This is a genomic window from Micromonospora sp. CPCC 206061 (genome assembly GCF_036906915.1).
Taxonomy (GTDB): domain Bacteria; phylum Actinomycetota; class Actinomycetes; order Mycobacteriales; family Micromonosporaceae; genus Phytohabitans.
The window spans coordinates 174,377-197,033 of record NZ_JBAKHX010000004.1; the positions used below are offsets into that span (position 1 = coordinate 174,377).

A 22,657-nucleotide genomic window follows, 5' to 3' on the forward strand; every position below is an offset into this window, starting at 1 on the left:
GTTACGTGACGTGCACGGTGACGAGAGGCAGCCAAAAGGTGGCTCTCTGTTGTCGGCCTCGGCTCGCGTACACTGTGGCGACAGGAAGTCCCGGATCAGCACTGAGGAGCGGCAGGTGCCCCGAGGCGACGGCCGGTTGAGCCACGACCTCGACCCCCAACGGCCCGGCCCGCAAGATGCTTGCGGCGTGTTCGGTGTCTGGGCTCCGGGGGAAGAGGTGGCAAAGCTCACCTACTTCGGTCTGTACGCGCTACAGCACCGTGGCCAGGAGGCGGCGGGCATCGCCGTCAGCGACGGCTCCGGCGTGGTGGTCTACAAGGATCTCGGGCTGGTGGCCCAGGTCTTCGACGAGCCGACCCTTGCGAGCCTGCGGGGATACCTCGCGATCGGGCACGCCCGTTACTCCACGACAGGCGGCTCGACGTGGGAAAACGCGCAGCCGACGATCCGCGCGACCCCGGCGGGCACGACGATCGCGCTCGCGCACAACGGCAACCTGGTCAACACCGCCCAACTCGCCCGTGACGCCGCCGAGCGCGGCATCGAGTCCGACGGTGCGACCTCCGACACACCGCTCGTCACCGCGCTGCTCGCGAGCCGCCCGGACATCTCGGTCGAAGCGGCGGCCCTCGAGGTGCTGCCGACGCTGCGCGGCGCGTTCAGCTTCGTCTTCATGGACGAGACCACCTTGTACGCCGCGCGCGACGCACACGGGGTGCGGCCCCTGGTGCTGGGCCGGATGGAGCGCGGCTGGGTGGTCGCGAGCGAGTCGGCGGCCCTCGACATCGTGGGCGCCTCGTTCGTACGCGAGGTCGAGCCCGGCGAGCTCATCGCCATCGACGAGCACGGCCTGCGGTCCTCCCGCTTCGCGGTGCCCGAGCCGAAGGGCTGCCTGTTCGAGTACGTCTACATCGCCCGTCCTGACACGGCGATCGCCGGCCGCAACATCTACGCGGCCCGGGTCGAGATCGGCCGGCGGCTCGCCAAGGAGCACCCGGTCGAGGCCGACCTGGTGATCCCCGTGCCGGAGTCGGGCACGCCCGCCGCGATCGGCTACGCGGAGGGCTCCGGCATCACATACGGCGCCGGCCTGATGAAAAACCCGTACGTGGGGCGCACCTTCATCCAGCCGTCGCAGACTCTTCGCCAGCTCGGCATCCGTCTCAAGCTCAACCCGCTGCGAGACAACGTGCGCGGCAAGCGGGTCGTCGTTGTCGACGACTCGATCGTCCGCGGCAACACGCAGCGCGCGATCGTGCGGATGTTGCGCGAGGCAGGCGCGCTGGAGGTGCACGTACGCATCTCGTCGCCGCCGGTCACCTGGCCCTGCTTCTACGGCATCGACTTCGCGACCCGGGCCGAGCTTCTCGCCAACGGCCTGGACGTCGAGGGCATCCGCCGCTCCATCGGCGCGGACACGCTCGGCTACGTGTCCCTGACCGGTTTGATCGCCGCCACCGAGCAGCCGAAGACGCGCCTGTGCCGCGCCTGCTTCGACGGCGAATATCCGATCGAGCTGCCTGCCGGCAACCTCATCGGCAAGCACGTGCTGGAAGGCGTCGACAAGCGGGTGGCCACACCAGCTGCCGACCAGTACGAGGCCGGAGCAGAGCGCTCCGGGTCGGGCAACCAGCCACTCGTCGCCAGCCCCGGGGGCAGCGACGCATTGCACCGCCCGTAGCAGATTCGCTACCCAACGCGGCCAGCCGCGAATGCACAAAGGGGAGAACCGTGACGCACGTGACCGAGCGCAGCAGCGCGGGCACTAGTGGGGGCGGCCGCAACCGGCAGCCGTGGACCAGCCGTACCGGCCGCAAACGCACGGTCACGTACGCCGACGCCGGCGTGTCGATCCACGCTGGCGAGCGCGCAGTCGAGCTGTTGAAGTCCAAGGTGCACCGCACCATGCGGCCCGAGGTCATGGGTGACATCGGTGGGTTCGCGGGCCTCTTCCGGCTCGACGTCGGCCGGTACAGGAACCCGATCCTCGCCTCGTCGACCGACGGCGTCGGCACCAAGCTGGTCATCGCGCAGCAGCTCGACATCCACGACACGGTCGGCATCGACCTCGTCGCCATGGTCGTCGACGACCTGGTTGCCTGTGGCGCCGAGCCGCTCTTCCTGCTCGACTACATCGCCTGCGGCGAGGTCGTGCCCGACAAGGTCGCCGAGATCGGCGCGGGCATCGCTGACGGCTGCCGGTACGCCGGCTGCGCGCTGCTCGGCGGCGAGACCGCGGAGCACCCGGGCGTCCTGCGCCCCGACGAGTACGACGTTTCCGCCACCGGCGTTGGCGTGGTCGAGGAGAGCGAGATCCTCGGGCGCGACCGGGTCGAGGTCGGCGACGTGGTGATCGCGATGCGCTCGTCGGGCCTGCACTCCAACGGCTTCTCGCTCGTGCGGCACGTGCTGCTGGGCGCGGGCCGGATGCGGCTCGACACGGTGGTCGACGACTTCGGACGGCAGCGCACCCTCGGCGAGGAGCTGCTCACGCCGACGAAGATCTACGCCCGCGACTGCCTCAAGCTGATCGAAGAGTGCGAAGTGCGCGCGCTCGCGCACGTCACCGGCGGTGGCATCCCGGGCAACCTGGTCCGCATCCTGCCCGAGCACGTCGACGCGGTCGTCAACCGGTCGACCTGGAAGCCGCAGCCCATCTTCGAGCTGGTGCAGGCCAAGGGGCGCATCGAAGACCCCGAAATGGAGTCGACGTTCAACATGGGCGTCGGCATGTTCGCCATCGTGTCGGCCGCCGACGCAGACCGCGCGCTGGCGTTCCTGGCCGGCCGCGGCATCGAGTCGTGGCAGGCCGGAGAGGTCATCGAAGGCACCGGAATGGTCCAGATGATCGGCCAGCACACTCGGGGCTGATGGGGGTCACGTTCGGATTCTGGTAGGAGCCGTGCCGGCCACGACGGTGCTCTACCTGGAATTCCGGCTTGGTCTCTATGCCCGACCAGCCAATCCGCCTAGCCTGGAACGACACGCACGGGGCGGAGGAGACGGTTGGCGGCGTTCAGCGGTATGCGCGGCATCGCCTCCGTGCCGACGTACGTGGTGATGCAGCCGACGACGCTGTGCAACCTCGACTGCACGTACTGCTACCTGCCCCTGCGAGGTGCCGACCGTCGGATGCCGGCGGAGGTCGCGACGGCAGTGGCCGGCGCGGTCAACGCCTGGGCCGCGACCGGCCGCTTCTCGGTGGTGTGGCACGGCGGCGAGCCGCTCGCGGCCGGCCGTGAACACTTCGCGAGTCTGCTCGCGCCGTTCGACGAGGGGGTCGAGCACCACATCCAGACGAACGCCACGCTGATCGACGACGCGTGGTGCGACTTCTTCGCAGAACACCAGATTCGGGTGAGCATCAGCGTCGACGGGCCGCGGGAGCGAAACGCCGACCGCGTCACCCGTGGGGGCAGGCCGTCGTACGACCGCATCATGCACGGTATCGAAGCGCTGCGCCGGCACGGCATCGACTTCTCCGCCCTGTGTGTCGTGGCGCAGCCGGCGCCTGGGCTGGCGAACGAGCTGTACGACTACTTCCTCGACCTTGGCTGCGACGTGCTGGGCATAAACATCGAGGAGTTGGAAGGGGTCAACGCGCGGTCGAACGCGCGCGATCCGGCCGCGGTCACAGCGTTCTGGGCGGAGTTGGTCGCGGCGTGGCGGCGAGCGCCGCGCATCCACATCCGAGAGGTGGAGTGGTCGCTGCGGTACGCCGCGGCGGTGCTCGATGGCACAGCTGACGACGTGCTGCCCCGCCAGCTCGACCCGATCCCGACGGTCGGGTACGACGGCTCGGTGGTGCTGCTCTCTCCCGAGCTCGCTGGCTTCTCCCATCCGCACTATGGCGACTTCACCAGTGGAAACGTACTCTCGACGCCACTACCGGAGATCATCGCCAACGCGGCTGACCGCACGACGTGGATCGCTGAGTTCCTCGCTGGGGTGGAGGCCTGCCGCACGAGTTGCGCGTACTTCGGCTTCTGTGGCGGTGCTCACGCTGCCAACCGCTACTTCGAGCACGGGCGTTTCGACGGTACGGAGACCGATCACTGCCGCAACAGCAAGATGCGCCTACTAGAGGGAGTGTTGGACCATGCCCGAGACCACGAGCCGTCGCCAGCCTGATGCCGTACTCGATCCGGTGGCGGAGCGGGTCCACGAGGCACGGACGGGTTTGACGGCGCTACTGGCTGAGGCTGCCGAGGCGCGACGCCAGCGGTCAGAGACGGCGGACGGCGGCAGTGACTCGGGTGCGGTGTGCGCCTGGAACCACTTCGAGAACATCCCGACGTTCTACAACTGGAACAACCGTCCTCGCTGATCGAGGAAAAGGTCACCGATCAAGGGCAAAGGCGCGTGGTTACGAGACCAAACCACGTGCCTTTGCCCTTGATCGACGAAACGCCCTTGGTTGACGAACGATCGGGCCAGGCGCTGGAGCCGGAACAACGCGACACGGAGGAGCACGCGGTGGTGCCGCGTGCTCGGTCGTGCCTGCGCATCAGCGGGCGCGTGGCGCCCAGTTGTCCGGCTCGTCTTCGTCGTCTTCGTCGTCGTCGACAAATTCGTTGTCGTCGTCGACAAAGTCGCGCTCTGGCTTGCCGCTGCCGGAAAGTTCTCGCTGCAAGGCGGCGAGGTCGGTGTTCGGGGAGTGGTACTTCAACTCCCGGGCCACCTTTGTCTGCTTGGCCTTAGCACGGCCGCGCCCCATGGCTCGACCCCCTCGCACAGAATTCGGGGCAGCCCGAAGGCGGGCCCCGATGACGTCAGGCATCTCTCGTGGGTCTTACGGTACATGGGGATGCCCCGGTTCGGCATCTCGGGTTACCCCCGCCACCCTCCGGCGCGTCGCAGGCGGGTCCGGAAGCGCCAGTTCTGGTCGGTAAGGACCGATCCGGGGCCTCAACCATGACGGCTCGGCTAGCTCAAATGGATGGTCCGGAGCCGGCCGACTTCGGCCATGCGCCGCTCCGCAAGGCGATCCGCGGCGACGGCCGGCGGCACCCCTTCAGCGTCGGCGAGCCGCAGGATGTCGCGGGTGGTGTCGTATATCCGGTTGGCTCGCAGCTTCGCGCGTTCGAAGTTGAAGCCCTCGATCTCGTCAGCGACCTGGATCACACCGCCCGCGTTCACGACGTAGTCGGGCGCGTAGAGGATGCCGCGGTCGGCGAGCACCTTCTCGATGCCGGGGTGGGCGAGCTGGTTGTTGGCTCCGCCGGCGACCACCTTCGCCCGCAGCACCTCGACCGTGTCGTCGTTCAGCGCACCGCCGAGTGCGCACGGCGCGTACACGTCGATGTCGGACGCGATGAGCGCGTCCGCGTCGGCGACGAGGTCGACCTGCGGATAGGTCTCCCGCGCCCAGGCGAGCGCCTTCTCGCTTACGTCGGTGGCGACCACCGCGGCACCGTCGTCGAGCAGGTGGCGGGTCAGTACCTTGCCCACCTTGCCAAGGCCGGCGACGCCCACCCGCCGGCCGGCCAGCGTGGGCGTGCCCCACAGGTGCTCGGCGGCGGCACGCATGCCCTGGAAGACGCCCCACGCGGTCAGGATCGACGAGTCTCCGGCACCGCCGTGCACGACGCTGCGGCCCGTCACGAATCGCGTCTCGCGAGCCACCACGTCCATGTCGGCGACGTAGGTGCCGACGTCGCAGGCGGTGTAGTAGCGGCCGTTCAGCGACTGCACGAAGCGCCCGTACGCTCGCAGCAACGCCTCGCTCTTGATCTGCTCCGGGTCGCCCCAGATGACCGCCTTGCCGCCGCCGTGGTCGAGCCCGGCGAGCGCGTTCTTGTAGGCCATGCCGCGGGACAGGTCGAGCACGTCCCGGAGCGCGTCGTCCTCTGTGGCGTACGGGTAGAAGCGGGTGCCGCCCAGCGCGGGCCCGAGCGCGGTGGAGTAGATGCCGATGATCGCCTTCAGCCCGGTCGGCTTGTCGTGGCAGAAGACAACCTGTTCGTGGCCGCTGGACTCCTGGTCTTCGTTGGCGAATACGCCCATTGCTGCTCCCTTGTGAGGCGCGATGCGGGTGTGGGCCGGTCGGGGTGCCGCCGGCTCTGTAGTCGAGCCTAAGGCCTGTCTGCCCTGCTTTCCGATCGCCGGATGGCGACGCCGTAGCCGGTTGAGCTACGTTTCGTGGGAGGATCGCGCCGTGCCGTCGCTGTTCGCTTCGTACCTTCGGGTCTATGAGCCGCTGACCGCCTTCGACCGGGATCGCCAGGTTTTCTGGCGACGTTATGTCCGGGAGGGCCGGGCGATCGCGCCGACCGACGGCCCCGGACGGCAACGGACAGCCGTGATCGCGGCCCTGGGCGCCGGCTGGACGAGACTTCCGGACCTGCCCGACGAGGCGTACGTCCTGGAAGCCGACGACACGCTCCTGGTCTGCCCCTGGAACCTGCGCGTTCGGGTCGCTGAGGCGGCACTCAGCGCCCGCGACGGCGTGCCCTCGGTGCTCGCCGACGCGTTCGTGCCGCCGGTGCTGGCGGGGCAGGCCAAGGCGATCGTCGAAGACTGGCGCAACGGCGCGAAGGTACTTGAGCGCGGCGTGCCCCGGGTGCATGAGCAGATCGCCACCTGGGGCGTGCCGCTGCGATGGTTCGTCTTCGTCGACGCTGAGGAGCGCGAGCTGATCATCCGGCAGGGTCGGCGGGCGCTGCGGTACCGGACGGAGATCTCCAAGGCCCGGCGGCGCGCGCACCGCGGCGTCTCGGTGCTGCGCAAGTCGGTGGGTGACGCGCCGATCACCGAGGCGGTCGAAGAGGGCGCCCGGTGGCTCGAGGAGTTCCACCCGCGGTCGGTCGTGGAGCTCGACTACGGCGGTCTCGTGGACCTCCTGCCGGACGACGCGCTAGAAGCGGACGATTCACCCAAATTGGTCGCCGCTGGGCTGGCCGGCTTGTCCCGTGGTGACGCCGACGCGGCCACCGAGGCGTACGAGAAGCTGGTCGCGCGCTGGCGGGCTGTGCAGTTGCTAGAACGCTGCAATTAGCCCGATTCCTGCATACTGGGCACGCTCCCAAAGTGAAATACCCTCGTAGTACTTCAAACACGAAGCGTGAATAAGCGCCCAATTATGGCGGTATCTGACCCTCAAAGTCCGGATAAATCAGTCATTGCTCATCCGTCCATCCAAGGACGTTCGGCCGTTCGGCCCATGTCGGACATCGGGGACTAGCCGGACCATGGGAGACGCGTCGGCCGGCGGGACCCCGGCCGATGTCTATAGGTATGTGGAGGAGTGACCGATGGCATCGCGTACGCACGAACCAGAGCCGCTACTTACGCCGGCCGAGGTGGCGTCGATGTTCCGAGTCGACCCGAAGACCGTGACACGGTGGGCAAAGGCGGGCAAGCTCAGTGCAATTCGGACGCTGGGTGGCCACCGGCGTTACCGCGAGTCGGAGGTTCGCGCTCTGCTGCAGGGCCAGATTCCCCAGCAGCGTCAGGGCGACTGACTTAACGCTCGTCAATCGACCTCCGAGCAGGGGCGGGACACCTGGAAACAGGTACCCCGCCCCTGACTCGTATCTATGAGGCGACTGGCTCCAGAAGGGCGCCGTCACGGAGCTGGATCACTCGGTCGGCCACGTCGATCAGCGACGCGTCGTGCGTCGCCACCAGCGCGGTCATCCCCCGCGACCGCACCAACGCGCGCAGCAGATTCATGATCGAACGCCCGGTCTCGGAGTCGAGCTGGCCGGTCGGCTCGTCCGCGATGAGCAGCTTTGGATCGTTGGCCAGCGCCCGCGCGACCGCCACCCGCTGCTGCTGCCCACCGGACAGCTCGTACGGCCGCTGGCCGGCGTGCGCACCCAGCCCCACCAGTTCCAGAAGCATGGTGACCCGCTCGTCCCGCTGCGCCGCCGGCACCTTGGCCAGCCGCAGTGGCACGCCCACGTTTTCGGCCGCCGAGAGGATCGGAATCAGGCCGAATGACTGGAAAACAAACCCGATCGTGCCCCGGCGCAACTCCAGCAGCTGCGACTCGCTCGCGTCCGTGATGTCGCGCCCGGCGACCACCACCCGGCCAGCGGTCGGCCGGTCGAGTCCCCCGATCAGGTTGAGCAGCGTGGTTTTGCCCGCACCCGACCGGCCGCGGACCGCCACCAGCTCCCCCGGCTCGGCCGTGAAGCTCACATCGCGTACGGCGTGAACGACCCGCTTGCCGGTGCCGAAGTCCCGGCTGAGGTTCTCAACTATGACCATTGCGCACCTCGATGTGGTCGGGTTCCAGGTTGAGCTTGACCCGGTCGCGCAGCGACAGAGCCTCGACGAATGGCGCCGGCAGCTGCATCCGGCCGCTGCGGTCCAGCACGGCGTACTCCTCCGTGACCAGCTCGTGCGAGCCGTCCTCGGCGACCCGCGCGGACCGGCGCACCTCCGACGCGGTCCGGCCGTCGCGGATGGCAACGGTGCGCCGGACCTGCGACGAGACCTGGTGGTCGTGGGTGACCACCACGATCGTCACGCCCAGCTCGGCGTTGATGGTGCGCAACGCGCCGAAGACCTCTGCCGCGGTGGCCTCGTCGAGCTCACCGGTCGGCTCGTCGGCGAAGAGCACCTCAGGGTCGTTGGCAACCGCGACCGCCACCGCGCACCGCTGCTGCTCGCCGCCGCTCATCTGGCCCGGTCGCCGATCGGCGCAGTAGGCGACCCCCACCATCTCCAGCAGCCGCTCGGCGCGGGCCCGGTTGCGACGGCGCCCGGCCAGCCGCAGCGGCAGCTCGACGTTCTCCCGTGCGGTGAGGTATGGCAACAGGTTGCGCCCCGTCTGCTGCCAGACGAAGCCGACCATGTGCCGCCGGTACGCCAGCCGCCGCTTAGCGGACAGGCTGAGCAGGTCGTAGCCCGCCACTCGGGCGAGGCCGGCGGTGGGCACGTCCAGCCCCGACAGGATGTTGAGCATCGTCGACTTGCCGGAGCCCGACGCGCCGACGATCGCCAGCAGCTCGCCACGGTCGACGACCATGTCGAGCCCCTGGAGGGCGACCACCTCGACGCCATCGGTCTTGAAGATGCGCACGAGACCGTCACAGACGATGTGCCCGCTGAGCCTGTCGTGGCCGCCGGCCCGCGCGGCGGCCCGCTTGGCCGCGCGGCGTTCCAGGTCGGCGAGGTCGGGTACCTCCGTGGCAGCAGTCACGAGCTCTCCTCTCCCACGCGGAGCACCTCGCCGAGGCGCAGCCGCCGGTTGATCAGATTTTCCGTCAGGACCGCGGTCGCCAGGCCGATGACGACCAGCGCGAGCACCGCTGCCCCGACGAGCGGGTCGAGGTACGTCCGAACGGCCGCGCCGGACGTAAAGGTGGACAGGCCGAGCGCGGGCCCGAGTGCCGCGGGCAGCAGCGTGCCGACCAGGCCGCCCGCGATCACCGCGATGGCCGCTAGCGGCACGAGCTCGTAAACCAGCAGCCCGCGCCCCTGCCCGGCCGACATGCCCAGCGTGCGCAGCCGGGAGAGCACCCGTCCCCGCTGCGGGGCGCCGGCGAGCACCGTGAACCCGACCGCCAGCAGTGCCAGCACGCTGGCGCCCACGGTGCCGGTGAGGAACGCGAAGCTGAGCACGTCGTTCGCGCCGGTACGGTCGAGGCCGTCCCGGTACCCGGGCCAGGTGGTGATCGCGGTCCGCGACGGCACCATGCGCACCGTGACCGCGTACTCCCGCTGGCCCTCGTCGGCGGCCGCCAGCAGCGCGCCCTCGTCGAATCCGTCCCCGGCGATCAGGAAGCGGTTCGGCAGCAACGGCGACGCCTTTTCCGGCAGGGCCTGCCAGGGCAGGACGACGAACCGCCGGGCCGTGAAGTCGATGCCTGGGAAACTGTCGACCACCGCACCGGCGGTGAAGTCGTACGAGGCGCCGCGTACCTGCACGGACGCGCCGTCGCCGATCTCCGCGGCGAGCCCAGCCGAGACCACCGCCGGCACGGGTCCGCCACCGGGCCGGGCCGCGACCAGCTGGTCCGGCAGCCCTACGTCGACCCCGCTCGACTTGAGCACCTCGGCGAACCGGCCCCCGTCGACGACCAGGACCTGCGCCTGCGTGAAGTTGTTCGCCGTCGACCGCACGGTCGTGGCCGCGGCGAACGCCACCGGCGCGACCGCCGCCACGCCCGGCACCTCGGCCAGCCGGTCGGCGGTGCCGGGTGCGAAGACGTACCCGTCGAGCACGGCGTCCGCCGGTACGTCGTGGTCGGCCGCACGGTCGCGCGCGTCGTCGACGGCGGTGAAGACCGCACCGCTGAAGATGCCCGTGCTGATCGCGATCACGAGCACCGCCAGCGGGCCGGCCGTGACCGGTCCGCCGCGGCCCGCCCGGGCCAGGCCGAGGAATGCCACCGCGCCCCGGGCCCGTGCGGTTAGCCTGCCGAGCTGGCGCAGAGGCCACGGGAAGATCCGCAACGCGACGAGCGCCGCACCGGTCGCCAGCAGCACCGGTACCGCCGACAGGAACGGGTCGACACCCCGCTCGGCGGTCAGCCCGCGCTGCCGCAGCAGGTACGCCCCCAGCACGGCCACCACCAGCACGAACACCTCGGCGGTCAGCCGGCGCACCGACGGCCGGTGCCCGGTCAGGTCGTGCCGGCGGGTGACGAAGGTCAGCCGGCGCTGGCCCACCGCGGCGAGTACCGGTACCGCCAGCGTGGCGACAACGCCCACGGCGAGGGCCAACCACTCCAGGTCACTCGGCCGCCCGGGCACGAGCCGACCCACGAGCCACCCGGTGAGCGTGGCCGCGGGCACGACGACCATCGCCTCGGCGAGCGTGCGCCCGCCGATGGTGAGCACGGCACCGCCACGCGCCCGCAGCAGCGCGAACTCGGCCCGCCGGCGCTCCACGGCCAGGCTCGCCGCTAGAGCGATCAGTCCGAGCAGGGTGGCCAGCAATCCGGCCTGTACGACGGCCAGCAGCGCCTGCACCGCCCGCAGCTGGCCGGTGAAGCGGGCGAGGTTGCTGTCGAGCGCGGTCATCGTCGACATTTGCAGGTCCGGCGGCTGGCGCTTGGTCTGCGCCACCGCGGCGGTCACCGCATCCAGATCTCCGCTGTCGAGCCGGTTCTCGTCGATCCGGTACCGCCACGAGTAGTTCAGGACCCCCAGCCGCTCAGCCGCGATCGTCACGCCCATCGGATCGGTGACGGCGACGACCCTGGGCGGCACGTCCGGCGGGAGGCCGGGGAACGGCTCCAGCGCCAGCCTCATGTCGTCCCAGACCGGGGCGGTGCTGTCCAGCGGCTCGAAGACCCCGACCACGACCGCCGGCAGCGGTACCGGGTTGGCGGCGGTGACCGGTAGCACCGAGTTCAGCGTGACACCGAGGGTCTCCGCCACGGTCGCCGAGAGGGCGATCTCCACGCGCTCCGCGAACTCCTCCGTCGACGGCCACCGCCCCGACGTGATCCGGCCGGCTTCCTCTACCCCGGTCTGTGTGCGCAGTCCGAAGTCGACCACCGGGCCCGAGCCCACGCGGGTGCTGACCCGGTCCGGGCCGGCGCTCGCCGCGAACCACTGGTCGCTGATCAGGCTGGGCAACGGCTTCTGCAGCGTGACGCGGTACCGGTCGAGCCCGCGCAGCGCGATCGGTACCGCGAGCCATCCCCCGAAGGGCGGCGGCTTCTGCAGGTAGGTGATGTCACGGGCGGCTGACGGCAGCCTGCGGACGTCTTCCCGCAGCGCCCGATCGGCAAGGTCGTTGGCGATCCGCGGCGCGCCCGTGACCAGCGCGGCCGCGGCCGCCGCCAGCACCGCCAGCAGCAGAAACTGGCCGACGAACACCCGCACCCGGTGCAGTACCTGGATCACGTGTCGGCTCCGATCCTGAGCTGGGCGGCGGCCAGGCGCTGCCGGACCGTGGTGGCGACAAGCGCGCTCAGCAGGAGCGTCAGGCCCAGCAGCCCGGTGGCGGTCGCGAGCACCGGCGCCCACGCGATGTCAAGCAGCGGCTCGGGCACCGGACGGGCCGCCGATGGGGTGAGGATGACGAGCGGCGCCATCGTCGCGGCGACCGCGATGCCGACAGCCGCCCCAGTGAGCACCCCGATGCCGGCCAGGAAGAGCTGCTCGGCGAGCAGCGACCGGGCCAGCAGGCGCGGCCCCGCACCCAGTGTGTGCAGGACAGCCAGTTCGTTGACCCGGCGCCGGGCGGTGGCGCGCATCTCCACACCGACGCCGGTGCCGGCGAGCAGGATCGCACCGAGCGCGGCGGCGAAGAGCGCCGCGCGGGCCCCGACGCCGTACGGGTCTCGGCTGGCGTCGGAGGCCAGGGCGTGGCGGTCGAGCACCTCCATGCCGGCGAGCTTGGTGGCGGCGTCACTGGCCGCGGCGTGCTCGCCGGATCGGGTGGCGAGCCACCACTCCTGCGGTTGTCGCGTGGTGCCGTGCTCGTAGAACATCTCGGCGGCCAGCGCCGCCCGGTCGACCAGCATCGCCGAGGCGCCGGTGGTGCCCGGTACCGCCGCCACGCTGCCCGCCACGCGGACCTCGACCTCGGTCTGCCCCAGCGGCAGGCGGGTCTTGTCGCCGACACCCAGCCGCAACCCGGCGAGCGCCTCGGGGGTGGCTACGAGCGGCACCGTGCCGGCCGTGCGCTGGCGGGTGACGACGAGGTGAACGGCGCTGTTGATTCCCCAGCCGCCCTGCGACACGGACTGGTACCCGATCGACAGGTCGGGTTTGATGCCCACGCTGCCGCCCGACCGGTCGCGGGCCTGCCAGGCGCCGGCGGCGGGGAGATCGATGGCGGCCGTGCCGACCCGCAGCGACCTGACCTGCCAGCTCACGACCATGTCGCTGGCGCCCCGGGTGTCGACCAGGAAGCCGGCAAGCCGGGCCGGCTGGAAGGCTGCCAGGTCGACCGAGAAGCGCAGCGGCTCGCCGTTGCGGCTCTGGCCCAGCGGCACCCGGCGGTACCCGGTCGCTGTCGCGAAGACCGCCTCGGTGGCCACGCCCGGCTCGACCACCACGAAGGGCGGCGCCTCCCACCGGGACAACCGGGTGACCACCTCGCCGGTCAGGCGCTCACCCGCTGGCAGGTCGACGACCGGGGCGTCCACGGGGTTGTCCGTCCCCGTGAAGAGTCCGTCGGGAGCGATGTCGTCGCGCACGTGTATGGCGTCCCGCGCCCCCTGCGTGTCGACGACCACCACGGCGGTCTCCTCATCGCTGCCCTCCGGGCGCAGGCTCTCCCGCCAGCCCGGCGCCGCGGCCACGACTCCGGGCAGCTTCGCCACCTGCTCGGCGCGGTCGTCGGGCGGGAGGTTTCCGCGCTCGGTCAGCCGCAGGTCGGCGCCCACCTGGTGGTTGGCCTGGTCGACAAGCGACCGCTCGGCGGTACTGGCCAGGCACCAGGCCAGCGTGCTCACCGCGACCGCGAGCGCCAGCAGCAGCACCGGACCGGCCTGCGGTCGCCGGCCCGCCTGCCACATGCCGAGCACCGTCGCGGTCCAGTTCCGCCGGGCGACGTAACGCTCCGCGAACCGGGTCACCGGCGGCAGTACCCGCAGCGCCACTACGGCGCCGGCTAGCACGCCGAGGGTAGGTGTGGCCGCCAGCAGCGGGTCGATGCCGAGGCCCGCGCTGGTCAGCGGCGAGGAGTACTGCCGGAGCTGCAACCAGCCGAGGATGGCCAGCCCGATCAGTGCCAGGTCGAGGCCGACCCGCTGTGCGGCCGCCCACCGGGTAGGCCGGGATCGGGCCGCCAGTTCGGCCACGTAGGTGCTGCCCCGGCGCAGGCTCGGTCCCACCATGGCGAGCGCGCACCCGGTGGCCGCCGCCGCGGCGACCAGCCACGTCAGGGCGTCGAGCCGGGGCGCGAGCTGGAGAACGCCCTCGGTCAGGACCGGTGCCCGGTCGGCCTGCCGGAGCACTTCGGTGGCCAGGATCGGTGCGAGCACGGCCGCAGGCAGTACGACCAGTGCCGACTCGCGGATGGCCAACCCGGCGAGCTGGATCCGGGCGGCTCCGCGGGCCCGCATGAGGGCCGTCTCGCCCCGCCGGTGCTCGTTGAGCAGCCCGGCGACCAGCATCAGCGCGTACCCGCCGAGCACGACCATGAGAAGCATGGGCGTGACCAGGGCCGACCGGCCGACCAGGTCGGCGCGTTCCTGCCGGTCGGCGAGCCGGTCGATCCGGGACGTCACCAGCCCGGACGACCCGAAGCCGACCTCCGTGGCCAGGGTCTCGGTGAGGTCAATGGCGGTGCGGCGCGCGCCCTGAAGCCCGGCTACGTCGGCGCCGACCAGGTCGGGCTCGATCAGCCAGACCGCCGACGCGGTCGTCGCGAACCCTGCGCGGAAGTCGTCGCGCGTCACCACCAGCGGCCCGTACGTCGAGGACGATGGCAGCTGGCCATCGGCGACCCCAGGCACCAGCAGCCAGAAGGGGTCGGTGAGGTCACGGGGGCGCCAGATGCCGCTGACCGTCACCTCGCCGACCTTCTTGCTCAGCCGGTCGGTGACCTCGATGCGCTCGCCCACCCCGGCCCGCAGGGTCGCGGCCGCCGCCTCGGCCAGCGCGGTCTGCACCGGGGCGGCGCCCGGCTGCGGCCAGGCGCCGGCGACCAGGTCGGCGTGCTCCGGCAGCCCTTCCAGGAAGAGCACGGACGCGAAGACCAGGCCGTCCGCGTTCGGCACGGCCGCGCCCGTGTCGCCGCTGAGCTGCCGCCCGGTGGCGTATCCGGCCGCGACGACCTGAGTGTCGAAACCGGCGAATCCGCTCGCGAACTTGTCGCGGAGTGTCCGATCCCGGTCAGCCAACTGCGTCGGCGACCCGGCCGGGCCCTGCACGAGTACCGAGCGCTCCTCAGGCGCCGAGGAGAGGATCGCGCCGCGGGCGCCCGCGTCGACCACGTCTCGGCTGTAGTCAGCCAGACCGGTGAGCAGCACCGTAGCGATCAGGGTGGCCCCGGTAGCGGCCAGCAGAAGGCTCTTCGCCGCGCGGGCCCTGCGAAATACCAGCGTCACGTGGATGTTGAGGGGCTGGCCGGCGTGGAAGGTTCGCTTGGTTATCTGAACGTGATAGACCGTCCCAAACACCGAACGAGATTGGGTCGTTACCGCTAGCTTCGATACATGAGGGTGGCGCGGGGCCGGCTGCTGTGGAATCTCTTTGGCAGCCTCGGCATCCTGCTCACGCTGGGCCTCATCTATGCCGGGCTGCCCGCCCTCGACCGTTCGCTGCCCGCCGATCGCCCGGTTTCCAACGCCCGTCCCTACAAGGTGGGTGGCGGGGTCACCGTCATACCGCCGTCCGGCGCGATGATCGACGTGACCCAGACCCGGCCCGGCCCACGGCAGGGCACGGTCCTGTTCGTCCTCGGCAACGTCCGGTACGTGCTGGTGGTCACCCCGTTCCGGGGCGACCTCGACGCGGCGACCGACCGCCTGACCCGCAAAATCGTCAGGGCGGGCGGGCAGCGGGTCGCCGGGTCGGAGCGGGCCGTCGACACGACCGCCGGCCTGTACGGGCGGCAGGGCGACTACACCGCGCGGGACCGCGGCGGCCGGTACACCGTGTTCCTCGTCGATGGCGTGTCCATCGAGGTGACAGTCAGCGGCAGCGACACCGAGCTGAGCCGAGTCTCCGCAGAGATCGCGGCCAGCACCCGCTCCATCGCATACCGAGGCGGCGGCGCATGACCGCCGCGACGGGCCGGCCTGAAGGCGCGAGCGGGACTGGCGGGTCGCGTAGTGCTCGCACGGCGCCCGTGCATCCGACACCGGTCTGGGCGGTGGCCCGCAAGTCGCTGCTGCTGCCCGCGTTCTGGCTGGTCACGATCCTGCTCGCGGTGGGCGGCGTGCACCTGTTCTCGGTGCTGCGGGAGGCGTTCCTCGAGTACCCGAAAGCGACCGCCCTCACGGTGGCCCTGTTCGCGGTGTACGCGGTCCCCTTCTGGCTCTTCGTCGGCGCCCTCGACTACCTGGAGCGCGAGCCACCGCTGCTGCTCGCCACGGCGTTCGGGTGGGGTGGCCTGGTCGCCACGATGGTCGCCATCCCCGGCAACACCGCCGTGCACAACCTGCTCGCCAAGGTGTACTCGCCGGAGTTCGCCGCCTCGTGGGGGCCGGCCATCGCCGGCCCCACGATCGAGGAGACCGCGCGGGTGCTCGGCGTCGTCGCGATCGTCCTGATCGCGCACGCGCAGATCAACAGCATCCTCGACGGCGTCATCTACGGCGCGCTGGTCGGGCTCGGCTTCCAGGTGGTCGAAGACATCGTGTATGCCGTGGGCGCCGTCGACGTCGCCGGGCGGGGCGACGATGTGGGTCCGGTGTTCGCCACGTTCTTCGTGCGGGGCTTCCTGGCGGGGCTGTGGAGCCACACCCTCTTCGGGGCACTGGCCGGATTCGGCGTCGGCTACCTCGTGGTACGCGGTGACCGGTCGCTCGCGCGCCGTGCGGGTATCGCGACGCTCGCGTTCGGCGGCGCCTGGGCCTGCCATTTCCTGTGGAATTCGCCGCTGTTGGCCGTCGAGGTCGGCGACAACGGGTACGCGCTGATCGCGGTGCTGCTGGCCAAGGGCATCCCGCCACTGCTGATGATCCTGCTGCTGGTCCGCTCGGCACGGCACCGGGAGGCGGACTTCTACATCCAGCAGCTCGTCGACCTCGACGACCCGGACATCGCCACCCCGGCCGAACTGCGCGTGCTCAGCATGGGCCACCTGCGGGCCAACGCCCGCCGGCACGCGTACGGCCGAGCGGGCACCGCGGGCCGCCGGGCGGTGCGCCGACTCCAGCGTGCGCAGGCACGGCTGGCGGTCGCGATAAGCCGCACGGACCCGGTCGCCGTGGACCGCTGGCGGACGGAGGTGCTGGCGCAGCGGGGCAGACTGCGGGTGCTCGGCCATTCCGAGGCGGCCGCGCCGGACGAACGTACCGGTTCGATGCGCCGCCGGATGCTGTACCTGCTGGTCGGCATCGCGGTGATGGCGGCCCTCTGCGTTGGCGTCACCGCCCTGTCCTGACCAGGGCGCCCGGCTTGGGCGCCCTGGTCACGCGGCTCACGCCGCCGGCGGGTGCCCGCCGTCGCCGTCCACGACCGTCTCCGGTGTGCCGTCCTGGTCGATGTCGACCATGGTGACGTCGACCTTGCCGTCGTTGTCGGTGTCGAACTGGAACAGGTCGGCCTTGCCGTCCCCGTCGGTGTCGGCAGCCCACAGCTCGGGCTTGCCGTCCTTGTTGGTGTCTGCGGTCAGCAGGTCGACGCGCTCGTCGCCGCGGGTCTCCACGGGCTCGCTCATCCCGGTGTCCTTTCGTGTTTGTGAGAGTCCTACGGCACCGCACCTTACGGCTCGCACGCAAAAGGCGCCCGCCATGTCGGCGGGCGCCTTTTCGCGTCGTTTGTTGGGTGGCTCGCTCGCGGCTGTGTCAGCTGGCGGCGTACGGGTTGACCACCGGGTCGGGGTCGCCGTCGCCGTCGGTGTCCTGGATGGTCACATCCGGTACGCCGTCGGCGTTGACGTCGATCTTCACGACGTCGGGGTCGCCGTCGTAGTCGGTGTCCTCGACCCAGGTGTCCGGACGGCCGTTGTAGTCGCTGTCCACCACGAGGTGGTCGACGTTGCCGTCGTCGTTCCGGTCGCTGGCGACGTAGTCGATCCGCCCGTCCTGGTTGGTGTCGGCGAGCACCTGGTCGACGTTGCCGTCGTCGTCGTAGTCGCGCAGGATCGTGTCGAGCCGCCCGTCGTGGTTGCTGTCGACGTAGCTGACCTCGGGCGTGCCGTCGCTGTCACGGTCGTGCTGCACCAGGTCGGCGTAGTGGTCACCGTCGTGGTCGGTGACCACGTCGGTCGAGCCGTCTATGTTGTGCTGCACGATCGAGTTCGGCTCATGTCCGGGGTCCGACTCCGGGCCGTAGCCGTCGTGGCCGTACGCGTCGGGCGTGTAGGGGTCGCTGGTGTGCTCGTATGACTCGTCGCTGGAGCCGAAACCGTCGTGATCGGTGCTCGGGTCCTCGGTGAGTGTGGGGTTGTCGAGTTCGCTCATCGTGGGCTCCGTCTCGGGGATCGCTGTGGTGATGAGAAGACCGTACGGCTCTCGAACCACCCCAGTGATCCCCGAAACGTGCCACTGCGACGACCTAGTGCTGGAGTTGGACTCCGGCTTTGGAGAGTGCCTTGATGACATCGGCCGACTCGCCGTACCCGATCACCAGGACAGCGTCGGCGCCGAACTTCTTGATCTCCTCAGCGCCCTTGGTGAAGTCCAGGCTGCTCTCGGCGTCCGCCGGCGGCTCGTACGTGATGAGCTTGAGGTTTTCGGCGGTCACGCCGGCCTTTTCGAGCTCGGCGCGCACGTTGCCCTGTAGGCCCTCGCCGTACGAGTCCTTGCGCGCAACGATCGCGACCTGTTGCGAACCGTCGCGCATGATCACGTCGGCGAGCGCCCGACCCTGGAGGAGGTCGGATGGCGCGGTACGGAAATACAGGCCCTTGTCGTCGACGCTGCTGAGCCCCGCGTCGGTGTTGCACGGCGAGAAGAGGATCAGCCCGGCGGCCACCACCTCCGGCAGGACGGCCCGGGAAATGCCCGACGCACCGGCTCCGATGATCACGTGTACCCCGGCCCTGATGTGCGAGGTCACCGTCTGCTTTGCCTTGTCAGGATTGGTGCCGTCGTCGCCCGCGATCCATTCGACCGGCTCGCCGAGTACGCCACCGGCCGCGTTTACCTCGCGGAGCGCGAGCGCGGCCCCCGCCTCCAGCGGCGGGTTGGCCAGCGCCAGGTCACCGGTCTGCGGCAGCAGGCCACCGATCTTCAGCGGGGCGCCGGCGTCATCGCCGCTCGCGCCCTTGCGCGGGGTCGGCGCCCGCTTGGTGGTGGTCGTCGACTCGTCGCCCGCGCCGACGAACTCCGTCTTGTTGTCGTCGAGCTTGTCCGACGAGTCGAAGTGCAGCGTGGCGTACGAGGCCGTGGAAGGCTCACCCACATCGGTGAAGCCTCCGCGCTTGAGCGAGACCCCCCGGTACTCGATGTCGCGCCCGGCGCGGGCCAGCTCGAGGCACGCGTCTACGGTGTCGCAGCGCTCGCCGCCGGTGGTGACACCGTTTATGTACTTCGCGATGTCGGCCGGCGCGGTGCTCCCGGCGAGCTGTGCCGCCAGCGAACTGATAACCACCGCGTCGTACGACTCCCCCGAGTACACGAAGTCGCCCAGGTCAGGGTCGAGCGACCGGAGCCGCTGCTTGAAGTCGTCGCTCAGCGGCGTGAGGGGCGTGGTGCCCTTCATGCCGGCCAGCAGACCGTTTTGGTCCTTGAACTCGTCGCCAAACGAGTTGATCATATTGCCGTCGGAGCCATAGAGCCGGACGGGACCGTCGGTGGAACTGTCCGTCTCACTCTTCGACGCGCAGCCGACGGTGGTCAGCAGGAGCGCGGCGCAGGCGACCAGAGCGGCGTTGCGCGGGCGGTGCATCTAGTTAGTCCTCCCTCCCCGGGGGTCGGCGGGGGTCCGCTGCGCACACTAGCGTGCCATCCGTACGCAGTGTGATTGCGGTCGTAGGCCATCTTCGTACCAACCGGTAGCGTGGCGCCACGTGGACGCTGTCGCAGACGTCTCGCCCCAGACGTATCCCGCCGCCGGGGCGCTCGCCGAGCGCATGGGCATCACCATCGTCGAAGTATCGGCCGAACGCGTCGTCGGCACCATGCCTGTCGATGGCAACACCCAACCCATGGGACTGTTGCACGGTGGCGCATCCGCCGTGCTGGCCGAAACTCTCGGCTCGTACGGCGCCGCCGTGCACGGGTACTCCGTCGGGCGGCCCATGGCCGTGGGCGTCGAGCTGAATGTCACACACCACCGCAGCGCCCGCACGGGCGTCGTCACGGGTGTGGCCGTACCTGTGCACCGCGGCGGCACGCTCGCCACGTATGAGATAGCTATCACCGACGAATCCGGCCGCCGGGTCTGCTCCGGCCGGCTGACCTGCCTGTTGCGGGCCGCCTGAGCTTTTCTCCCTGGTGCGGGGTCGCGGCCGTTCCGCTGCGGCGCTTGACCGGGCGGCATACCCTTCCGCTCGTGACGGATGTACCGCCCGAGGCGCTCGACGACGCCGCCCAGGTGTTGCGCAGCGCGCTCGCCGGCGACAGCGACGGCGTGGTCGGCACGTTCGACGCCGTCGTCGACCGTTCCGGAGTCGCGGGTGCGTACGACGTCGCATGGTGCATCGCCGCCACGATGGTGGGCGACAACGTGCCTCGAGGCCGGTGGACGCTCGACTTCCCCGGCATCGACGAGGCCGGCTACGACACCCGCTGGGTGGCCCGCTTCGTCAGCGCGTACGCCAACTCCGACGCTTCCACCGGTGAGGCCCTCTTCGGCGCCGCCATCGCCGACGGCCAACTCCCCGAGTGCCTGCTGACCCTGGCCGGCTCCGCAGTGGCCACCCTCCGCCGCCGCGCCGCCTGACGCGCCGCGCGCTCTCTCCCGTCGATCAAGGGCAACCGCACGTGCTTTGATCTCCGATCCGCGTGCATTTGCCCTTGATCGACGCAATCGGCCTTGATCGGCGGCCCGGCCCGGCCCGGCCCGGCGCGCCACGCCCGGCCGTCGAACACGCCGTCCGGGGGCCTGAATGGGTCGGGCGCGCTCTCGTAGGGTCGGCGGCATGTCGGACGCGATCCTCGCCAAGGTCCGCAAGCTGCTGACCAAGGCCGAAGACCCCGCCTGCACCACCGCCGAAGCCGAGGCGTTCACCGCCAAGGCCACCGAGCTGATCGCCAAATACGGCGTCGACCGGGCACTGCTCGCGGCCCAAGACCCCAGCACCGACCCCGTCGGCGACCGCGTCATCGACGTTGAGCCGCCGTACGCCCTCGACAAGGCCGGCCTGCTCGCCTCCGTCGCAGCCGCCCTGCGCTGCGGCTCGGTCCGCCGGCGCGAGCGCGGCGGCCTCGCGGTGCACCTCTTCGGGTTCGGCAGTGATCTGGAGCGCGTCGAGCTCCTCTTCACCTCGCTGCTCGTCCAGGCCGCTCACGGGCTCGCGGCCACTCCGGTGCCGGCCTGGGAGCAGCCGGCGGCTTTCCGGCGATCCTGGTTGGCCGGCTTCGCCGGCGCGATCGCCGTCCGCCTCCGCGAGGCGGAGGCCGCCGCCGCGGCGACACCGACCACGTCGGGCCCGTCGGTCGCGCTGGTGCTCGCCGACCGCACCAGCAAGGTCAGCCGCCGCATGTCCGAGGCATACCCAAACGCGCGCACAGCGGGCCGCCGCCGCCTGGCCGGCACCGGCATGCGACAGGGGTACGCGGCCGGCGTGGCGGCCAGCCTGACCGACCCTCGGGCCGTAGGCCAGGACTAGGCCCTGAGAAAAGAAGAACGCCCACCGGCGTTTCCGCTGGTAGGCGTTCTGATAGCCCGGCGAAAGGCTATGTGGCCAGGGGCGGGGTCGAACCGCCGACCTTCCGATTTTCAGTCGGACGCTCGTACCAACTGAGCTACCTGGCCGGGTGAGACCACGCCGACAGCGAACTATCGACGTAAGCGGTCCTGACGGGACTTGAACCCGCGACCTCCGCCTTGACAGGGCGGCGAGCACTCCAACTGCTCCACAGGACCTTGCCTTGCTCCTCCGGCTAGGCCGGACCGTGCCCCCAACGGGATTCGAACCCGTGCTACCGCCTTGAAAGGGCGGCGTCCTGGGCCGCTAGACGATGAGGGCGGCCCCGCCATCATTGCACATCGCAACTCTGGCAGCTGAGCTCCCATCCGGCCCCGCCGGAGGCTTGGAAAGCATACGCGACGCCGGACCGTCCATCCAAACTGGTTCTGGGCGCGTCACGTTTCACTTCCGGCGAGGGCCGGCGGAGCAGGTCAACGGAGCAGGACGATGCCGTACTTGCGCTTGAGTGCCGGTATCAGCGTCTTGCAGGCGGCTACCGTGCCGGCCCGGTCACCGCCGCCGTCGTGCAGCAGGATGATCGAGCCGGACCTGGCCTTGGCCATGACCCGCTGCTTGATGGCCTCGGCACTGGGCTTTGCCCAGTCGGTCGGGTCGACGTCCCAGTCCAGGGAGGTCATGCCCAGTTCGCGCGCGGCCTTGACCGCCTCGGCGGTCCACTTTCCACCCGGATGGCGGAAGTACTTGACCCGTGCGCCAGGGACGGCCCGCTGGATCTCCCGGTTGGTGGCCAGCATGTTCGCCTTGATTTCCTGCTCCGGCTTGGTGCCGAGGTCGAACTCGTGGTGCCAGCTGTGGTTGCACAGCGTGTGGCCCTCGCGCACGATGCGTTTGACCAACGCGGGGTAATGGCGCACTTCGGTGCCGACCACACAGAAGGTGGCCTTGACCCTGTTGGCGCGCAGGAGGTCGAGCACGGCGGGCGTCCACGCTGGGTTGGGCCCGTCGTCGAAGGTCAGCGCCACTCCGCGGCTGCCGGTCATCCGCCTGGTGCCGAACGGGCCGACCTTGGATCGGATGGCGGGCTTGGTGGTGGTCTTCTTCGGCGCCGGCGCCTTGGTCGTCGGCGGTGCGACCGACGGCGTGGCGGCGGCGGTCGGTGTCGGTGCTGGCGAGCTTTCGGCGGGCACTGGACGGCTGCCGAGTGCCTGGTGAGCCACGGTCTCGGCGGGCTGCCGGCCCATGGCCCAGCGGCCTCCGACGAGGATCGCCAGTACGAGCAGTGCGGCGGTGAACGCCCCACGTCGCGTCATC

General features: G+C 70.6%; 21 protein-coding genes and 3 tRNA genes. 11 read left to right on the forward strand and 13 right to left on the reverse strand.

Annotation, left to right across the window (positions count from 1 at the left end; all coding sequences use genetic code 11):
- Positions 1 to 115: 115 nt before the first annotated feature.
- From purF to amcA, 4 genes are all read left to right on the forward strand, one after another.
- Positions 116 to 1,681: an amidophosphoribosyltransferase gene (gene purF, locus V6V89_RS05115; protein WP_334617761.1), complete on the forward strand. Its 1,566-nt coding sequence runs from the start codon at positions 116 to 118 to the stop codon at positions 1,679 to 1,681.
- A 50-nt stretch (positions 1,682 to 1,731) separates the two neighbouring features.
- The gene (gene purM / locus V6V89_RS05120; RefSeq protein WP_334617762.1) at positions 1,732 to 2,871 is read left to right on the forward strand and encodes a phosphoribosylformylglycinamidine cyclo-ligase; all 1,140 of its coding nucleotides are present in this window, start codon (positions 1,732 to 1,734) and stop codon (positions 2,869 to 2,871) included.
- Between the two features lie 153 nt (positions 2,872 to 3,024).
- Positions 3,025 to 4,131 (forward strand): cyclophane-forming radical SAM peptide maturase AmcB, encoded by a 1,107-nt coding sequence (amcB, locus tag V6V89_RS05125; protein WP_334617945.1) that lies wholly within the window; start codon positions 3,025 to 3,027, stop codon positions 4,129 to 4,131.
- Positions 4,100 to 4,327, forward strand: a complete 228-nt coding sequence (amcA, locus tag V6V89_RS05130) for a multiple cyclophane-containing RiPP AmcA (RefSeq protein WP_334617763.1) — start codon at positions 4,100 to 4,102, stop codon at positions 4,325 to 4,327. The genes amcB and amcA overlap by 32 nt, the downstream gene beginning before the upstream one ends.
- A 180-nt stretch (positions 4,328 to 4,507) precedes the next feature.
- Here the strand turns inward: amcA and V6V89_RS05135 are convergent, their stop codons facing one another.
- The gene (locus tag V6V89_RS05135) at positions 4,508 to 4,717 is read right to left on the reverse strand and encodes a DUF3073 domain-containing protein (protein ID WP_334617764.1); all 210 of its coding nucleotides are present in this window, start codon (positions 4,715 to 4,717) and stop codon (positions 4,508 to 4,510) included.
- A 209-nt stretch (positions 4,718 to 4,926) separates the two neighbouring features.
- Complete coding sequence (locus V6V89_RS05140; RefSeq protein ID WP_334617765.1) at positions 4,927 to 6,006, reverse strand: Glu/Leu/Phe/Val dehydrogenase dimerization domain-containing protein; 1,080 nt, start codon at positions 6,004 to 6,006, stop codon at positions 4,927 to 4,929.
- A gap of 151 nt (positions 6,007 to 6,157) precedes the next feature.
- Here V6V89_RS05140 and V6V89_RS05145 point away from each other — a divergent pair, with 151 nt between their 5' ends.
- Complete coding sequence (locus V6V89_RS05145; protein ID WP_334617766.1) at positions 6,158 to 6,997, forward strand: hypothetical protein; 840 nt, start codon at positions 6,158 to 6,160, stop codon at positions 6,995 to 6,997.
- 256 nt (positions 6,998 to 7,253) lie between these two features.
- On the forward strand, positions 7,254 to 7,463 hold the full coding sequence (locus V6V89_RS05150; protein ID WP_007073996.1) for a BldC family transcriptional regulator: 210 nt from the start codon (positions 7,254 to 7,256) through the stop codon (positions 7,461 to 7,463).
- 73 nt (positions 7,464 to 7,536) lie between these two features.
- On the opposite strand, the gene V6V89_RS05155 is transcribed toward V6V89_RS05150, so the two are convergent.
- The 4 genes from V6V89_RS05155 to V6V89_RS05170 are packed head-to-tail and all read right to left on the reverse strand — an operon-like array spanning position 7,537 to position 15,038.
- Positions 7,537 to 8,214, reverse strand: coding sequence for an ABC transporter ATP-binding protein (locus V6V89_RS05155; protein WP_334617767.1), 678 nt, complete (start codon positions 8,212 to 8,214; stop codon positions 7,537 to 7,539).
- Positions 8,201 to 9,151 carry an ABC transporter ATP-binding protein gene (locus tag V6V89_RS05160; RefSeq protein ID WP_334617768.1) on the reverse strand — a complete coding sequence of 317 codons (951 nt, stop codon included), beginning with the start codon at positions 9,149 to 9,151 and terminating at the stop codon, positions 8,201 to 8,203. Before V6V89_RS05160 ends, V6V89_RS05155 begins: the two co-directional genes overlap by 14 nt.
- Positions 9,148 to 11,808, reverse strand: coding sequence for an ABC transporter permease (locus V6V89_RS05165; RefSeq protein ID WP_334617769.1), 2,661 nt, complete (start codon positions 11,806 to 11,808; stop codon positions 9,148 to 9,150). The genes V6V89_RS05160 and V6V89_RS05165 overlap by 4 nt, the downstream gene beginning before the upstream one ends.
- On the reverse strand, positions 11,805 to 15,038 hold the full coding sequence (locus V6V89_RS05170; RefSeq protein WP_334617770.1) for an FtsX-like permease family protein: 3,234 nt from the start codon (positions 15,036 to 15,038) through the stop codon (positions 11,805 to 11,807). The genes V6V89_RS05165 and V6V89_RS05170 overlap by 4 nt, the downstream gene beginning before the upstream one ends.
- A gap of 36 nt (positions 15,039 to 15,074) precedes the next feature.
- On the opposite strand from V6V89_RS05170, the gene V6V89_RS05175 reads away from it, so the two are divergent.
- Together V6V89_RS05175 and V6V89_RS05180 are read left to right on the forward strand one after the other, a co-directional pair.
- Positions 15,075 to 15,641, forward strand: a complete 567-nt coding sequence (locus V6V89_RS05175; protein WP_334617771.1) for a hypothetical protein — start codon at positions 15,075 to 15,077, stop codon at positions 15,639 to 15,641.
- Between the two features lie 68 nt (positions 15,642 to 15,709).
- Positions 15,710 to 16,969 carry a PrsW family intramembrane metalloprotease gene (locus tag V6V89_RS05180; protein ID WP_334617772.1) on the forward strand — a complete coding sequence of 420 codons (1,260 nt, stop codon included), beginning with the start codon at positions 15,710 to 15,712 and terminating at the stop codon, positions 16,967 to 16,969.
- 36 nt (positions 16,970 to 17,005) lie between these two features.
- Here V6V89_RS05180 and V6V89_RS05185 read toward each other — a convergent pair whose 3' ends face one another.
- The 3 genes from V6V89_RS05185 to V6V89_RS05195 all read right to left on the reverse strand — a co-directional run bounded on the left by V6V89_RS05185 (position 17,006) and on the right by V6V89_RS05195 (position 19,419).
- Positions 17,006 to 17,245, reverse strand: a complete 240-nt coding sequence (locus V6V89_RS05185; protein WP_265246994.1) for a hypothetical protein — start codon at positions 17,243 to 17,245, stop codon at positions 17,006 to 17,008.
- A 127-nt stretch (positions 17,246 to 17,372) separates the two neighbouring features.
- The gene (locus tag V6V89_RS05190) at positions 17,373 to 17,990 is read right to left on the reverse strand and encodes a hypothetical protein (protein WP_334617773.1); all 618 of its coding nucleotides are present in this window, start codon (positions 17,988 to 17,990) and stop codon (positions 17,373 to 17,375) included.
- A 94-nt stretch (positions 17,991 to 18,084) separates the two neighbouring features.
- The gene (locus V6V89_RS05195) at positions 18,085 to 19,419 is read right to left on the reverse strand and encodes an ABC transporter substrate-binding protein (protein ID WP_334617774.1); all 1,335 of its coding nucleotides are present in this window, start codon (positions 19,417 to 19,419) and stop codon (positions 18,085 to 18,087) included.
- Positions 19,420 to 19,603: 184 nt separating this feature from the next.
- On the opposite strand from V6V89_RS05195, the gene V6V89_RS05200 reads away from it, so the two are divergent.
- From V6V89_RS05200 to V6V89_RS05210, 3 genes are all read left to right on the forward strand, one after another.
- Positions 19,604 to 19,954 carry a PaaI family thioesterase gene (locus V6V89_RS05200; protein ID WP_442935072.1) on the forward strand — a complete coding sequence of 117 codons (351 nt, stop codon included), beginning with the start codon at positions 19,604 to 19,606 and terminating at the stop codon, positions 19,952 to 19,954.
- A 71-nt stretch (positions 19,955 to 20,025) separates the two neighbouring features.
- Positions 20,026 to 20,415, forward strand: coding sequence for a hypothetical protein (locus V6V89_RS05205; RefSeq protein WP_281891718.1), 390 nt, complete (start codon positions 20,026 to 20,028; stop codon positions 20,413 to 20,415).
- Between the two features lie 199 nt (positions 20,416 to 20,614).
- Positions 20,615 to 21,304, forward strand: coding sequence for a DUF2786 domain-containing protein (locus tag V6V89_RS05210; RefSeq protein ID WP_334617776.1), 690 nt, complete (start codon positions 20,615 to 20,617; stop codon positions 21,302 to 21,304).
- A 72-nt stretch (positions 21,305 to 21,376) separates the two neighbouring features.
- Here the strand turns inward: V6V89_RS05210 and V6V89_RS05215 are convergent.
- From V6V89_RS05215 to V6V89_RS05230, 4 genes are all read right to left on the reverse strand, one after another.
- Positions 21,377 to 21,450 (reverse strand) — tRNA-Phe (locus tag V6V89_RS05215).
- A 37-nt stretch (positions 21,451 to 21,487) separates the two neighbouring features.
- A tRNA-Asp gene (locus V6V89_RS05220) sits at positions 21,488 to 21,561 on the reverse strand.
- 30 nt (positions 21,562 to 21,591) lie between these two features.
- Positions 21,592 to 21,664: transfer RNA gene (locus V6V89_RS05225), tRNA-Glu, on the reverse strand.
- Positions 21,665 to 21,816: 152 nt separating this feature from the next.
- Positions 21,817 to 22,656 (reverse strand): polysaccharide deacetylase family protein, encoded by an 840-nt coding sequence (locus V6V89_RS05230; RefSeq protein WP_334617777.1) that lies wholly within the window; start codon positions 22,654 to 22,656, stop codon positions 21,817 to 21,819.
- Between the last annotated feature and the right edge of the window lies 1 nt (position 22,657).